The organism is Baekduia sp. (assembly GCF_035685985.1).
In the GTDB taxonomy this organism is placed as follows: domain Bacteria; phylum Actinomycetota; class Thermoleophilia; order Solirubrobacterales; family Solirubrobacteraceae; genus Baekduia.
This window is the reverse complement of the sequence record NZ_DASRZV010000012.1, coordinates 13,929-27,364: the sequence shown is the minus strand read 5'-3', so window position 1 is coordinate 27,364 and position 13,436 is coordinate 13,929. Positions and strand designations below refer to the sequence as shown.

The following is a 13,436-nucleotide window of genomic DNA, read 5'->3' as shown; positions in this document are numbered from 1 at the left end:
TCCTCATCGGCCGCCGATCAAACGCTCATCGACCCTGCACAAGGCGCTGCAGGCGTGCCGCGTCGCGCGGGGCGAAGGTGAAGTCGCTGGTCAGCACGTGCGGCTGCCACGGGCGCTCGGGGTGATCGCCGATCACCAGCGCGACGCGATGTTGGCGCAGCAGCGCCAGGACGTCGTCGGCGAACCACGACGGGTGGCGGAGCTCGAAGGCGTGGTGGCCGGGCGGGAGGTGCGACAGCGCGTGGTCCAGGCGCTCGTCGTCGCGGTGGAAGCGCTCGGGCAGCTGCCAGAGGACCGGGCCCATCTTGGGGGACGCGACCAGCGGCTCCAGGCGCTCTCAGAGCTTCTCGACGCCCGCCGCCATGTCGGTCAGGCGCTTCATGTGCGTCAGGTAGCGGCTGGCCTTGACCGTGAAGAGGAAGTCGTCGGGCGTGCGCTCGACCCAGGCGGCGACCGCGTCCCGCCTCGGCAGGCGGTAGAAGGTGGTGTTCAGCTCGACGGTGTCGAAGCGCGTGGCGTAGGACTCCAGCCAGCGCCGCTGCGGGCAGCCCGGGGGATAGAAGCCGTCCTTCCAGGAGCGGTAGATCCAGCCGGAGCAGCCGATGCGAACGGGTGCCATCTGGTCCGGTCCTTACCCTCCTGCGCCGTGCCGGTCTGCCTCGATCTCCCTGGCCCCTCCCGACGGATCCGCGTCGAGCCGCTCGTGCTGCCCGCGCCCGCGCGGGCGCCGGCGGAGCGCGACGCCCCGCGCGAGCAGCCCGAGCCGCGGCCGGCCGAGCGCGAGGCGCCCGAGCCCGTCCCCGCTTGATGTCCGGGGAGGCAGGCGGGGCCCCCGACTTCGTCCAGGCGGTCGTCGGCTACCGCGCCTGGCACCTGGAGGACGACGGCACGCTGCGGCCATGGACGTTCACGGCGCTGCCGTGGGATCCGGGCGCCAACGCGGCGGTCTGCGCGCGCGACGTGCGCCACGCGCCGCCGGTGGCCGACTGCATGTGCGGGCTCTACGCGCTGACCGACCCGGCCGACCGGCGGCTGGACTTCCGCGCCGACCAGGCCGTGGGCGCGATCGCGGCGTGGGGCGACCTGGAGGTCCACCGCACGGGCTTCCGCGCGTCGCACGCGTGCGTGACCGCGCTGGCGCTGCCCGACGGCGCGGGCTACGAGATGCGCGAGGCGCTGCGGAAGGCCGCGCGGCGCTACGACGTGCCGCTGGTCGCGCCGGACGAGCTGAGCGCCGAGGCGCTGCGCCACGGGGCGCCGCTGCCCGAGGACGTCCTTCCGGCGGCGCCGCCGCCCGCGGCGTGGCCGGGACGGCGGCGGGACGCCCAGCGCTTCACGCGCCCCGTGGTCCCGCCGGTCGACGCCTCGGGCTTCGGCGCGGCCGCGCGCGGGATCGCGCTGGACGCGCACCTGTGGGTCGAGACCGCGCTGGGCGCCGTCGTGGTCGGCGTGACGAGCGCGCTGGCCGGCGACCTCGGGGCCGATCCGGTCGTCACGCTGCCCGAGCCGGGCGCGGCGCTGGAGGCCGGCGACCTCGTCGCGACCGTGCGCGCCGAGGGGCGCGGGACGTTCGGGATCTGGGCGCCGGTTGGCGGGTCGGTGCTGGCGGTCAACCCACGGCTGGCCGACGATCCGGGCCTGCTCGCGCGCGATCCCGAGGGCGCGGGCTGGCTGCTGCGCCTCGCGCCGCGCGACTGGGCGGGCGAGGCCGGCGCGGTGACGTGGGGCGCGGCGGCGGGCCGGCACTACGCGGCGATGCTCGAGCGCGACGCGACCGCGCGCGGCGACGCGTTCGCCGACGTCCGGCTGGAGCGCCTGCGCGCGATGCCGCCGGTCCGCTCGGCGGCCGACGTCCTGGCGCTGCTGCGGGCCGAGCGGGCGGCGCCGCGCTTCGCCGACGCCGACGCGGTGCACGTCGAGCTGGGCGGCCGGATCCGCGACGCGCTCGCCGAGGACCCGGCGCTGCGCGAGCGCCTGGCGCGCCTCGGCCTGACCGTGCGGTTCGCGCTGCGCGAGCCCGACGCCGAGCTGGTGCTGCCGTTCGGGGGCGACGAGGTCTTGCAGCTGTCCTGCACGGCCGAGGACGCCTACCGCTGGTTCATCGGCAAGCTCGACCCGGCGGGCGCGCTGCGCGGCGGCGACCTGACGTCGTCGGCCGACAGGGTCGTGACGCTGCGGGCGCTGGCGTTGTTGAAGTACCTGCGGATCGAGCCGTGGGAGCCCGCGCGATCCTGGGAGCGGCCGGGGGCGTAGGAGGCGCGGGGCGGCGGCGCCGGCGGGCGTGTCAGGACGCCGGGCGCATGGCCGACGCGACCGCGCCGCCGCAGACCGGGCAGGTCGGGTCGCGCGGGACGTCCTCGTGGGTGACGGTCAGCGTCGTCATGTCGATCAGCGCGGCGCGCCCCGCGCAGGCCAGCGGGGCCAGGCCCGTGACGTGGGCGATCGCCTCGTTGGCCACCAGCGAGCCGATCACGCCGCACGACGGCGCGTAGGTCGCGGCGGGGGAGTCCGCGCTGAGCGCCGACAGCGCGGCGTCGAAGAGCGGGAAGCGCCGCCGGTAGTCGGCCTCCTGGCAGGCGTGGCAGCCGGTGACGCCGGGCAGGTAGGTCGGCCCGACCCGTACCAGCGGCGGGTGCTGGGACATCGACGTGTAGGGGATGCCCGCCGCGAAGCAGGCGTCGTTGACCCACCCGGAGATCCGGGTCGCGGGCCAGTCGACGGCCGCGACGACGAAGTCCGCGCCGGAGATCGCGTCGGCGACGGCCCGGGCGCTGCCCAGCCGGCGCGGGACGCCGACGAACGTCGAGCGCGCGTTGAGCTTGCGCAGCCGCTCGGCGGCGGCCTCGACCTTCGGCCGTCCGAGGTCGTCCTCGCTGTAGAGCACCTGCCGCGCGAGGTTGGACAGCTCGACGTGGTCGTGGTCGACGCCGACGACCGTGCCGATCCCGCACACCGTCAGCATCGTCGCCGCCATCCCGCCCAGGCCGCCGAGCCCGAGCACGGTCACCGTCGCGTCCTCCAGCCGCTTCTGGGCCGCGGCCCGCGCGACCCCCGCCGGCGCGAGGTCGCCGAAGTACCGCAGCTGGCGGTCGTAGCGCTCCAGGCCGTCGGGGTCGAGGTACCGCGCGTCGTCGGCGGCGTCCTCCACGAGGCCCCGCGCGGCCAGGGCGTCGATGGCGTCGTCGAGGTCACCGCGCCCCAACTCCGGGGCGGGGCCCGCGCGCAGGGCGTTCAGGATCTCCGCGCGCGTGCGGCGCCCGTCCAGGAGATCGACGAGCGCCGCCAACACGCCGACGTCGCCCCGCAGGGCGACATCGCCGTCCGTCCGGGCAGCGCGATGCAGAACGATGCGATCCGGGCGGGCGACGACTTCGATCGTCGACTTGAGCCGAGGCCGCCCGCGGTGTGGGTCGCGGGACGGCCGCGGTTCTGTCGGGACCAGGCCCGAGGCCCGGTCCCGGCCGCAACGGGGAGCGGCCGGGATCGGATCCGTCGGGACTAGTTGCCCTTCGTGGTGGCCAGCGCCGGCAGCGTCGGCTCCTCGATCGTGATCTCGAGCATGCGTGTCCCTCCTTTCGGTGTTCGGGGTCATGGACGACGTGCGAGGTAGATCCGCTTGCTGTGGATCTCCTCGTCGAAGTGGTGGTCGCGCGGGCCGCTGTCGCGCTGGCCCTGCACGAGGACGAGCTCCAGCCCCGCGGCCTCGATCGCGGCGACGATCGCGGCATGGGGGTGGAGGTGCTGCAGGTGGTGGCTCACCGAGCGCTTCCAGCGCCCCGGGGTCTCGGGGTCGATCTCGAACGCGTGGAGATCGGCCCGGTAGCCGTTGTCCTCGACGGCGCCGAGGCTCTCCCAGACCAGGAAGAGATCATCCTCGGCGCGGGCGAAGGTCGACCCGAAGAACGTCTTGAACGTCAGCGGGGCGTTGCTGTCGAACAGGAGCGCTCCGCCCGGCGCCACGCGCGCGGCCATCGAGCCCATCGCCTCACCCAGGCGGCTGGTCCCGACGCAGTTGATGATGTCGTTGAAGGCCGTGACCAGCGCGGCGGGCGGTCCGTCGGGCAGGTTCGGCAGCCCGCCGACCTCCAACACCGCGTCGGCGCCGAGCCGCTCGCGGGCGATCTCCATCATGCCGCGGGACGGGTCGATCCCGGCCGCGTCGAAGCCGGCGGCGCGCAGGGCGAGCATGCTGCGACCCGTGCCGCACCCGATGTCGAGGGCGCGACCGCCCGTGACGCCGACCGCCGCCGGCAGCTCGAGGAGCCCCTCGAGCCACTCGTAGTAGCGCGTGGTCTCAGTGCTTCCGACGAACGCCTCGTAGTGCGGCGCCATCGCGTCATATGGAGCCGCGAATGTTTCTTTTTCCTCAGGGCGCGTGCGGTCGAGCAGGGTCATGTCATGTCAAGACCCCCAAAGCGCTCAGAACCGTTTCATCTCGGTTCAAAGTTTTTCGACGTTCCAGATTTCGACTGGTCCGAACTCGCGACGCGGTGCCTCCGCGAAGCCCGCCGCGTGGCCGGGCCCGACGACGCCGGAGACATCGCCCAGGAGGCGATGATCCGCGTGTGGCGGAGCCTGCGGAACGGCGCGGTGCCCGACCAGCCGGGCGCGTGGTTGCGCACGATCGTTCGCCACGAAGCTTTTCGGCATCGCAACAAGTCGGCAACCACTGCGAGCCTCGACGATCACTTCGATCTGAGCGACCGAATCGCTGCCAATCGGCTTGATTTGCTGCCATTGCAGGTGGATGTGCGCCGAGCCGTTCGCAGTCTGACCCCTCAGGACCGTAAGCTGTTGGCGTTGCGGTACGTCGACGATCTGACGCAGCCCGCCGTGGCGAGCGCCTTGGGGATCCCCGAAGGCACCGCCAAGGTGCGCCTGCATCGGGCACGCGGACGGCTGCAGCAGGTTTTGGCCGAGCACGAAGGCGGAGAGCATCGATGAGCAAGTCCACGACCGCCGTAGCCCGGCGCGACCAGAAGGACCAGCACGAGCTGGAGAGCAACATCGTCAAGGCGCTGTCGCATCCGTTGCGGATGCGCATCTTGACCCGGCTCAACGAAGGGGTCGCAAGCCCCAATGAGATGGCCAAGGAGTTCGAGGAGTCGCTCCCGCTGGTCAGCTACCACGTGCGCATCCTGCGCGAGCTCGATTGCATCGAGCTCGTGCGGACCACGCCGCGGCGCGGCGCGATCGAGCACCACTACCGGGCTCTGACGCGACCGTTCCTGAACGACGACGATTGGGCGCAGCTTCCGCCCAGCGCGCGGAAGGCCGTGTCCAACACGGTGCTGAGCAAGGCGCTGGGCGACGTGCGCAACGCCGTGGCGGCGGGGACGTTCGATGACCGCTCGGACCGGCACCTCTCCTACACGTCGCTCGCTCTGGACGAGGAAGGGTGGCGGAAGTTGGGTGACCGGCTGAACGAGCTGCTCGAATGGGTCATCGAGGAGCAGGCAGCGGCGGCGGGCCGCCTGCAGGATGACGAGAGCGGTGGGGGCGAGGTGCGTTCGCGGCTGACGCTGCTCCACTACACCGCGCCGCCCGCCGGCGCGGAAGAGGCGCCGCCGAAGCGCCGTCGCGCCAAGCGGTAGCGTCGCCTGCGTGGGACACCTGGCTCGGCTCGCCCTGGCGGGCGCGCTGTTGTGCGCGCTCGCCGGTGTCACCGCCTGCGGAGGCGGTGACACGGAGCGTCACGATCGTGGCGAGCGGCTGACGATGCTCTCGTCGTCGGACGTCGACTTCCTCGATCCGGGCCGGACCTACTTCGCGCAGGGCATCCAGGTCGTCGCCGCGACGCAGCGCACGCTCTACGGCTTCCGGCCCACCGATCTCGAGCACGCGGTCCCCGACCTCGCGGAGGGCGCACCGGCTATCGGGGACGGTGGCCGGAAGGTCACGGTCCATCTGAAGAAGGGCGTGCGGTTCTCGCCGCCGGTCAACCGCGAGGTGCGCGCGAGCGACGTCGCGTATGCGTTCGAGCGGTTCTTCAGCGCCGCCGTGGCCGGGCCCTATCAGCAGTACTTCAGCGACCTCGTGGGCGTTCCGAAGATCCTGCCGGAGACGCCCGAGCCGATCGCGGGGATCTCGACGCCCGACGACCGAACGATCGTGTTCCGGCTGAGGCGGCCCACCGCGGCGGCGTTCGCGGAGACGCTGGTGCTGCCGGTCACCGCGCCGGTGCCCGAGGAGTACGCGCGGCCGTTCGACGAGCACAGCCCGTCGACCTACAACACGCACGTGGTCGCCACCGGGCCCTACATGGTCCGCAACGACGCCTCGGGGCGGACGATCGGCTACCAGGCCGGTCACACGATCGACCTCGTCCGGAACCCCAACTGGCGCCGCGCGACCGACCTCCGGCCGGCGCCTCTGGACGCCATCCGGATCATCACCAACGCCCGCGACCGGACGATCGCCTCGCGACAGGTGCTGTCCGGCTCGGGGATGGTGCTGGACAGCACCCCGCCGCCGACCATCATCAAGCGGGTCTTCGAGCACAGCCCCGAGCAAGGCGCCATCGTGCCCGCGGGCGGCTATCGCTTCACGCCGCTCAACACGTCGATCAAGCCGTTCGACCGCGTGAACGTCCGACGTGCCGTCCTCGCCGCCTATGACCGTGTGGCGTCACGAAAGGCTCGCGGTGGCGCGACCACCGGCCCGCTCGCCACGCATTTCCTGCCGCCGGGCATCCCGGGCTTCCACGAGGCGGGCGCGGCGACGGGACCGGGTGTGGACTTCCTCGCCGCGCCCACGGGCGACCTCGAGCTGGCGACCGCGTACATGCGCAAGGCCGGCTTCCCGAGTGGCCGCTACACCGGTCGTGAGCAGTTCCTCCTGGTCGCGGGCTCGTCCGACGGGGAGCGCGGCATGGGCTCGGTGGCGGCGCAGACGCTGCGGACCCTCGGCTTCCGCGTCCGGCTGCGCATCGTGCCCGACGACGCGCTCTTCACCAACTGGTGCTCGGTGCCGGCCAAGAAGGTGTTGGCCTGCGCCGGGATCGCCTGGTTGAAGGACTACCCGGATCCCGAGCCGATGCTCAAGCCGGTCTTCGGCGGCGCCGCGTTCACCAACCGCGCCGGCAACACCAACTTCTCCGAGCTGCACGACCCGGCCATCGACGCGGCGATGGCCCGCGCGCGCCGCCTCGGCGGCCAGGCGCGAATTCGCGCCTGGGGACAGATCGACGACCTGATCGTCCGCGACGCCGCCGCGGTTCCGCTGCAGTGGGAGCAGGCGGTGCTGATTCGCTCCAAGGACGTCCGCGGCGTGCCGAACGTCTACTTCGACTCCTGGGACCTGTCCTACACGTCGCTCAAGTAGCGGCGGCGCCGAGCCTTCCCAACAACGCCGAAGGCCCCGCCGGAGCGGGGCCTTCGATCGTCGATGCGGATGAGAGGACTCGAACCTCCACGGGATCTCTCCCACACGGACCTGAACCGTGCGCGTCTACCAATTCCGCCACATCCGCCGGCGAGGAGCGAGCATAGCGTCCGGGAGAGGTTTCGCGTCCGGACGTGTGGGTCTTTCGGCTTGGTAAGCTGAACGCGTCCTGCCGCCATCGTCTAGGGGACTAGGACGCCGCCCTCTCACGGCGGAAACCGGGGTTCGAATCCCCGTGGCGGTACTACAGAAAGCCCCGCACCTCGCGGGGTTTTCTCGTTCCTGGGGTGGGCTCAAACCCGGTGCGGACCCTGTATGGACCCTGTCGCTGCCGCAGGTGATGCCTCCGGGCTAGGGCCAGATGTGGCTGTCTCACGGTGAGAACGGGCTCTGGGGCACACACCAGCGGCTTGGCAGTTTCTTAGCCGTGAGCGGGGCGGGACGGCTCCTTAGGGCTCGCTTGACCGGCAGCGCTAGCGCGCCTACGCGCCGTGCGGTCCAGCTCCGGTCCTTTACTAGCTGACGAGTAGCTCGGCACGTTCGGCAAGGAGCTGGCACCGTTGGCCGATGAACGTCTCGTAGTCGTCGTCGAACAACGTCTCGGGGATACCGGCGGCATCAAGGATCGCCACAGCGTCATCCGGCATGAGAGAGCGATACTCCGACGGAAGCTTGTCGCTGATGGTCCGATTCTCTGCGCGAGAGATCATGGCGATGTTGGCGAGTACGTTGATCGCGCTGTCTGGCATGCCCAAGGCCAGTAGCCGGGCGCGTGGAAAGCAATGGTGATACTCGCTGCGGTTGGGCTCAGACAGCACGCGCTCTAGGGCCACGAGTTCACCCGACAGGAAACTGCGGGGATGGAAATGGGCCATCTGAAGGATCAGCGTCTTCGAGGCGACCGTGCGAATGTTGAAACGATGCGCGACGTAGAACCGCGAGTCTGGGGCTCCCCCGATGCTGTCGAGGTCCGACGGCTCGCCGCGTCGGAGACGGACGGCCTCCACGATGTCCCTCCGGAGGTTCCGCTGAGGATTGCCGCTGAAACGATGTGAGAAGCACGACCGCCAAAACCACCGGCGGAGCACCTCATAGTCCGCGTTGCTGACGGGCTGGCCGGCGCGCTCGGAGAAGTACGCCGCCAACGGGACGAGCAGGGCGGGGTATGGAAGCAGCTTCACATGGCGCACGTGGAAGTTGGTCCGGACGAAGTCGATCGCCCGACGGATCGATTCAGCGACCTGATCGAAGGCCGCACGTACGTCCGAGCCGTTCATGTCGACAAGGGCGGCGGGCCTTGGATCCTGCTTTAGTACAGCGGCCGTACACCGGAGCATCAGGTCGCTGTCGTCGCCGATCTCCTCGAAGCCGAAGTCTGAGAACTCGCTCGCGAGCTCAGCGAACCGTTGCTGCAGGTCGAACTCGTCAGACCAGGTCCATGCGGTGAGCAACTGGAAGACATCGAGTTCAATGCCCATCCGGTTGACACGCTCGAACACAATCGCAACCACGGCGCGATCTTCGTTTTCGAAGGTTTCGACCGGGATCAAGGTTTCGAGGAAACGCTGCTGGACCTTGACGATTTCCTCGTTCGCTCCTTCGCTCAGCGACCGGGTCGCCCTCGAAAAGGCCACAGCATCGAAGAACACTGAGAGAGGAAAGTGTTGGCCTTCCACGACTTCCTCAGGCCTGAGAGCGACGAAGCGTGACTCTTGGGCATCGTCCTGCGCTGCAAAGTCGTAGAAGATCGGTAGCCACGTGTCGTCATCTGGATCGGTCGGCTGAAGGCTCCGTTGAAACGTCGAGAACAGCGACGTGAGGCGCTGCTGCCCATCCAGGACGTAGTCGACCGGGTAGTCCCGGTCAGGAGGTGGCAACTCGAACACTCCGAGGCGGTTCTCGCGCAACAAGCGGTGCTGGGTCCGCCACAGAAGCAGCGAGCCGACGGGATAGCGCTTATAGAGACTGTCCATCAGCAGCGCGGCTCGCTGTGGCTCCCAAACGAACTTCCTTTGGAAGCCAGGGATACGGATGGTTCCGTCGATCAGTCTCTCGATGGCGCGACGGATCGCGATCGGCTCGCTCACGGCGGTGCAGACTAGGACGAGCGCCGGTCAGAAGAGAAGTGCAATCGCGGCCCCTCCGCCGTCTCAAGAGTGCGCCGAGCGCCTGGAGTAGCTCCAGGGTTTCATCTGCGCTGGTTATAGCTGTCGATGGCCTTAATGGCGTCGACTAGAACGGACGCACTCTCGACGGTGGTTTCCAGGACACCTTGCTGGTACGAGTCCAGCGGCTTGAGCCGGTGCCGGTTCACAATCTGGACGATGACCTCGGCGAGGTGGACGAGGTCACGAACCAGCGTCATGCGGACCGGGCGGTAGTCCTTCAAGACGAGGGTCACGATCGGGTCGGAGGACCCCTCGCTAGGGTGCGGCTTGCTCACGGAGTTAGCGCTCCTTGGGCCATGGCCCGGGGTGTTCGCCGCACCGCCGGGCCGCTCTACGGGATGGGTCAGCTCGGCGCCTGCCCCGGCGCACAGCTGGTGATGTCGGCGCCGTTCGCGCCCTGGATGCGCGTCCCGTCGATCTGCTTCTGCAGGTCGGGCACGATGATCGACGTGAAGCTGATGCACATGCGGCGGGCGTAATCGGCGACGTCGCTGTCGTCGTAGTAGCCGGTAGCGACGTAGACATAGGTGCCGATCAGGCCGCTCTTGACGGTGATGCCTTCGATGTCGTCGTACCAGTCGGCCTTCATGCCGGGGATGCCGTAGTTCTCGCGCATCGCCTTCTTCACCTTGCGGGTGAGCTCGGCGTCTCCGTCAGACCTCGGCTTCGTGGCCGCGGGTCGAGGCGCCGGAGCGGAGGCGGTCGCAGGGTGCGCGGTGGTGTTGCCGTCACCGCAGCCGACGAGCATGGCCGTCAGCAAGATCATGAACAACGCTGCGTTCTTCATGTGCGGCAACTTACCGGTTTGGTTCTGGCCTGTTTGGCTAAGTGCCCGCAGGATGCTGCCGAGTGGAAGAGGTCCTTCGGCAGTTCGGGGTGAACGTCCGCCAGGCGCGGCTCGCTCGCGGCTGGACGCAAGAGGACCTTTCTCAGGCGACCGACCTCGCCGTGGTCCAGGTGTCCCGGATCGAGCGCGGCAAGCGGGAGATCCGCCTTACGACGCTGCTCCGGCTGCTCAGCGCGTTGGACGTCCCCGCAGAGGAGCTGCTGCGTGGACTTCGCTCCTGAGTCATCCGTTTGAGGTGGTCGCGGGGTCGAGCGGGTAGCGGCCCTCGACCGATCGCGCAAATTTTCTGGGCGGATCACCGGGCGCTCGCGTAGACGTCATCGAGCGCGTCGACCAGCGCAGCTTCGGTGCTCGGAAGCACGTGCCCGTAGAGGTTCAAGGTGGTGGTGATGTTCGCGTGGCCCAAGCGCTCCTGTACGAGCTTGGCGTGGGCGCCCGCCGCGATCAGGAGCGTGGCGCAGGTGTGGCGTAGGTCGTGGAAGCGCAGCTTGCGCTTCTCGACCGGGAGCGCCATGCGCGCGGTGGGCCACACCGAGCGCATGAACGCCGTGTGCCGGACCGCCTTGCCCGTGACCGTGTGGAACACCATCGCGTCGGGCCCGATGGGATGCGGGCCGGCTCCGTTGATGGCGCGGGCGGTCAGGCTCGCGATTGAGTGCGGTTGGTACTGGAGCGCCGAGTGATCCGCTGTCCCAACTGCGGCGCGCGCATCAAGGGTCAGCGGAGGCTGCGCCGTCACCTAGTCGGTGAGGACCCCGCGAGCCCGGACTGTCCGCGAGTGCAGGCGGCCCACCAGCGGCGCAGGGTCACACCGGGGGAACTGGACGCCGCAGCGGTCGAGGCATACACCCAGAGCCAGTGCCACGCGCTCGCGCTTGTCCTTCATGAAGCCACCGGTTGGCCGCTCGTCGGGGACTTCGACCCGGACGAGCGATCGATGGTGCCCCGTCACGTCTTGGTGCGCCGAAGTGATGGCACCTTCGTGGATGTTCTCCGCGCTGCCTACGGCCAGAACCGGCTATGGGGACATGACCAACGCGAGCTGACCGCGTCTGACGTCTGGTCGCTGGTCCGCCTCGGGCACATGGTGCCTCCTGACCTTGAACTCGCACGCTCGTTCGTTGCCCCAGTTCTGGAGCGAGCTGGAGAGCCGAATGAGTGACCTTGCCCTGTTGACCGAGCACCTGCGTCTGGCTCGCAAGGCCGGAATGACGTTCGACATCGCATGGCCCGTGGCGTGCGAGGCGCTGCTGCCGACGCTCCCGCGCGACGACCGGCTCCGCTGGGGTGAGGCACTGGATTCGACCCGAGGCGAACGGCGGCAGGCGTACCACCGCACCGGTCGCGGGGTGGCTCTCACGACAGCGTTGCCGTCCTGAGCCACCAATGTGTCCGGCGCGCGGGGGAACATGCGTTCCCAACTACTCACCCCGGAGGTGCCGATGCCTCAGCACGATCAACCCGAGGCATGGACCGAGCGCCTGCTCTCCGAACTCACCATCTCGGAACGGGCGCTCCGCGAATTCTCGAAGCTAAACCCCGACGTGGCGTGGCTCGCCAGTTCGGAGGTGCTGCGCTCTCGGCTTGCACGCGGCAAGCCTCGACGTCGGTTCGAGCGCGGGCAGCCTCGCATCGAACTCGTCGACGGTCGGAGCGTGCCGCTGAACTACATCGACGTGGTCATGCGCGGGCGCCAAGTGGCTGTGATCCGCAAGGACAAGCTCGGCGAGAACGTCGTCAAGACGGTTCGAAGCGTAGGCACAGTTCGGAACGTCGATCCGGAGTGGGGACGCCGTAAGACACGGCATCTCACGCGCCGTCGGGTACGGCGGGCAGCCTAGGCTACGCCGGACCCCGTAGCGGACCCCGGCGTCCCCGGCGGCTGTTGTCGCTGCCGGGCAACTCCGGGCGACAGAAGTCCGCTGCGTGCAGGCGTTTCCGGGCCGAGACGGGCATCGGCGGTTCCTCGCGGTCACCCAGGCCGGTGGCCCTCTCACGGCGGAAACCGGGGTTCGAATCCCCGTGGCGGTACTCGAAAGGCCCCTGCCTCTAGGGGCCTTTCGTCGTTTCGGGGCGCGGTGCACCGGTTTCATGAGAGGCGCGTGAGATCCGTCGCGCACGCGCGGCGTCGCGTGGGTACGGAGGCCGCCATGGGAACTGCATCGACTCTGCGACGGCGGGGCAGGACGACCGTCGCGCTCTCCGCGCTGGCGGGGCTGCTGCTCGTCGCGCCGGCGGCTCAGGCCAAGAAGGTCACGAGCCTCGTGCCGTGGAAGGCGTCCAACCACTACCTCGTCGAGGCCGACCTCGACGGGCGGGCGCTGCCGAAGCTCAAGCCGGTGGCCCAGGTCAACCACCTGCGCCAGGGGCAGTGGGTGAAGATCACCTGCCAGACGACCGGCCAGAACGCCTACGGGTCCAAGTTGTGGGACAAGGTCGGCGGGCTCTACGTGCCCGACCACTTCATCAAGACCTACACCGACGGCGGCATTCCGGGCGTGCCGTCGTGCGGCGCCGCCGCTCCGGCGCCGGCGCCCGCTCCGGCTCCCGACCCCAAGCCCACCGGCCCGACCCGCGCCCAGCTGGCCGCCGCGGTCAAGGCCGTCGAGTACGAGCGCGTCTACGGCCACAACTGGGCCAGGTACCAGGCGAAGTACCCCAACAACGGGATCATCTGGGATCACAACGGCTGCTCGGTCCCCAAGGCGCTGCTGGAGCTCCACGGCGGCTGGACCCCGCTCGCCAAGAGCCTGTCCTACTACTCGCGCCTGTTCGAGAAGTCGTGCAACCGCCACGACTTCGGCTACCGCAACTACGGCAGCGCCACGAACGGGCTGAAGCTCGACCCGACCGAGGCGCGTCGCCACTCGATCGACGTCCAGCTGCACCACAACATGGACTACCAATGCGACAAGACCTTCTCGCGCAAGTACGTGGAGGCGGTCCAGCGCGGCGCGTGCCACAAGGCGTCGGACGCGTTCTACTGGGCGGTCTCGCACTTCGCCCAGAGCCACTTCCTGGCCTAGGGCACCTCTGAG

Annotated in this window: 15 protein-coding genes, 2 tRNA genes and 1 pseudogene; 10 read left to right on the top strand and 8 right to left on the bottom strand. The window is 69.7% G+C overall.

The features are described from left to right. Positions 1 to 25 precede the first annotated feature (25 nt). A pseudogene (locus VFG42_RS04580) lies at positions 26 to 619 on the bottom strand (DUF72 domain-containing protein). Positions 620 to 646: 27 nt separating this feature from the next. Between VFG42_RS04580 and VFG42_RS04575 the strand changes: the two are divergent. Further along, the gene (locus tag VFG42_RS04575; protein WP_324905726.1) at positions 647 to 808 is read left to right on the top strand and encodes a hypothetical protein; all 162 of its coding nucleotides are present in this window, start codon (positions 647 to 649) and stop codon (positions 806 to 808) included. Then, positions 808 to 2,253 carry a hypothetical protein gene (locus VFG42_RS04570; protein WP_324905724.1) on the top strand — a complete coding sequence of 482 codons (1,446 nt, stop codon included), beginning with the start codon at positions 808 to 810 and terminating at the stop codon, positions 2,251 to 2,253. The genes VFG42_RS04575 and VFG42_RS04570 overlap by 1 nt, the downstream gene beginning before the upstream one ends. Before the next feature lie 31 nt (positions 2,254 to 2,284). Here the strand turns inward: VFG42_RS04570 and VFG42_RS04565 are convergent, their stop codons facing one another. Together VFG42_RS04565 and VFG42_RS04560 are read right to left on the bottom strand one after the other, a co-directional pair. Then, on the bottom strand, positions 2,285 to 3,286 hold the full coding sequence (locus VFG42_RS04565) for a TOMM precursor leader peptide-binding protein (RefSeq protein ID WP_324905722.1): 1,002 nt from the start codon (positions 3,284 to 3,286) through the stop codon (positions 2,285 to 2,287). 302 nt (positions 3,287 to 3,588) lie between these two features. Then, complete coding sequence (locus VFG42_RS04560) at positions 3,589 to 4,332, bottom strand: class I SAM-dependent methyltransferase (protein WP_324905720.1); 744 nt, start codon at positions 4,330 to 4,332, stop codon at positions 3,589 to 3,591. Between the two features lie 66 nt (positions 4,333 to 4,398). Between VFG42_RS04560 and VFG42_RS27495 the strand changes: the two genes are divergently transcribed. From VFG42_RS27495 to VFG42_RS04545, 3 genes are read left to right on the top strand one after another with little or no spacing between them, the layout of a single operon-like run. Next, positions 4,399 to 4,944, top strand: coding sequence for an RNA polymerase sigma factor (locus VFG42_RS27495; protein WP_414642322.1), 546 nt, complete (start codon positions 4,399 to 4,401; stop codon positions 4,942 to 4,944). Next, positions 4,941 to 5,594 (top strand): helix-turn-helix domain-containing protein, encoded by a 654-nt coding sequence (locus VFG42_RS04550; RefSeq protein ID WP_324905717.1) that lies wholly within the window; start codon positions 4,941 to 4,943, stop codon positions 5,592 to 5,594. The genes VFG42_RS27495 and VFG42_RS04550 overlap by 4 nt, the downstream gene beginning before the upstream one ends. A gap of 10 nt (positions 5,595 to 5,604) precedes the next feature. After that, on the top strand, positions 5,605 to 7,323 hold the full coding sequence (locus tag VFG42_RS04545) for an ABC transporter substrate-binding protein (protein ID WP_324905716.1): 1,719 nt from the start codon (positions 5,605 to 5,607) through the stop codon (positions 7,321 to 7,323). A gap of 64 nt (positions 7,324 to 7,387) precedes the next feature. On the opposite strand, the gene VFG42_RS04540 is transcribed toward VFG42_RS04545, so the two are convergent. Next, positions 7,388 to 7,471 (bottom strand) — tRNA-Leu (locus tag VFG42_RS04540). 83 nt (positions 7,472 to 7,554) lie between these two features. Here VFG42_RS04540 and VFG42_RS04535 point away from each other — a divergent pair. Next, positions 7,555 to 7,627: transfer RNA gene (locus tag VFG42_RS04535), tRNA-Glu, on the top strand. Positions 7,628 to 7,898: 271 nt separating this feature from the next. On the opposite strand, the gene VFG42_RS04530 is transcribed toward VFG42_RS04535, so the two are convergent. The 3 genes from VFG42_RS04530 to VFG42_RS04520 form a co-directional block, all read right to left on the bottom strand. Beyond that, positions 7,899 to 9,470 (bottom strand): GmrSD restriction endonuclease domain-containing protein, encoded by a 1,572-nt coding sequence (locus VFG42_RS04530; protein ID WP_324905714.1) that lies wholly within the window; start codon positions 9,468 to 9,470, stop codon positions 7,899 to 7,901. Between the two features lie 101 nt (positions 9,471 to 9,571). Next, complete coding sequence (locus VFG42_RS04525) at positions 9,572 to 9,826, bottom strand: hypothetical protein (protein WP_324905712.1); 255 nt, start codon at positions 9,824 to 9,826, stop codon at positions 9,572 to 9,574. A 68-nt stretch (positions 9,827 to 9,894) separates the two neighbouring features. Next, positions 9,895 to 10,338, bottom strand: coding sequence for a hypothetical protein (locus VFG42_RS04520; RefSeq protein ID WP_324905710.1), 444 nt, complete (start codon positions 10,336 to 10,338; stop codon positions 9,895 to 9,897). 62 nt (positions 10,339 to 10,400) lie between these two features. Between VFG42_RS04520 and VFG42_RS04515 the strand changes: the two genes are divergently transcribed. Then, a complete protein-coding gene (locus VFG42_RS04515; RefSeq protein WP_324905708.1) occupies positions 10,401 to 10,619 on the top strand; it encodes a helix-turn-helix transcriptional regulator in 219 nt (72 codons plus the stop codon). Positions 10,620 to 10,693: 74 nt separating this feature from the next. On the opposite strand, the gene VFG42_RS04510 is transcribed toward VFG42_RS04515, so the two are convergent. Further along, on the bottom strand, positions 10,694 to 11,137 hold the full coding sequence (locus VFG42_RS04510) for a site-specific integrase (protein ID WP_324905706.1): 444 nt from the start codon (positions 11,135 to 11,137) through the stop codon (positions 10,694 to 10,696). Between the two features lie 415 nt (positions 11,138 to 11,552). On the opposite strand from VFG42_RS04510, the gene VFG42_RS04505 reads away from it, so the two are divergent. The 3 genes from VFG42_RS04505 to VFG42_RS04495 all read left to right on the top strand — a co-directional run bounded on the left by VFG42_RS04505 (position 11,553) and on the right by VFG42_RS04495 (position 13,424). Then, positions 11,553 to 11,777, top strand: coding sequence for a hypothetical protein (locus tag VFG42_RS04505; protein WP_324905704.1), 225 nt, complete (start codon positions 11,553 to 11,555; stop codon positions 11,775 to 11,777). Between the two features lie 63 nt (positions 11,778 to 11,840). Continuing rightward, positions 11,841 to 12,239, top strand: a complete 399-nt coding sequence (locus VFG42_RS04500) for a hypothetical protein (protein WP_324905702.1) — start codon at positions 11,841 to 11,843, stop codon at positions 12,237 to 12,239. Positions 12,240 to 12,548: 309 nt separating this feature from the next. Then, positions 12,549 to 13,424, top strand: coding sequence for a phospholipase A2 (locus tag VFG42_RS04495; RefSeq protein WP_324905700.1), 876 nt, complete (start codon positions 12,549 to 12,551; stop codon positions 13,422 to 13,424). The last annotated feature ends 12 nt before the right edge of the window (positions 13,425 to 13,436 follow it).

Coding starts and splice junctions, on each gene's coding strand:
- VFG42_RS04570 (WP_324905724.1), top strand. CDS start 808: ATGTCCGGGGAGGCAGGCGGGGCCCCCGACTTCGTCCAGGCGGTCGTC.
- VFG42_RS04560 (WP_324905720.1), bottom strand. CDS start 4,332: ATGGCGCCGCACTACGAGGCGTTCGTCGGAAGCACTGAGACCACGCGC.
- VFG42_RS27495 (WP_414642322.1), top strand. CDS start 4,399: ATGTCAAGACCCCCAAAGCGCTCAGAACCGTTTCATCTCGGTTCAAAG.
- VFG42_RS04550 (WP_324905717.1), top strand. CDS start 4,941: ATGAGCAAGTCCACGACCGCCGTAGCCCGGCGCGACCAGAAGGACCAG.
- VFG42_RS04520 (WP_324905710.1), bottom strand. CDS start 10,338: ATGAAGAACGCAGCGTTGTTCATGATCTTGCTGACGGCCATGCTCGTC.
- VFG42_RS04505 (WP_324905704.1), top strand. CDS start 11,553: ATGAGTGACCTTGCCCTGTTGACCGAGCACCTGCGTCTGGCTCGCAAG.
- VFG42_RS04500 (WP_324905702.1), top strand. CDS start 11,841: ATGCCTCAGCACGATCAACCCGAGGCATGGACCGAGCGCCTGCTCTCC.
- VFG42_RS04495 (WP_324905700.1), top strand. CDS start 12,549: ATGGGAACTGCATCGACTCTGCGACGGCGGGGCAGGACGACCGTCGCG.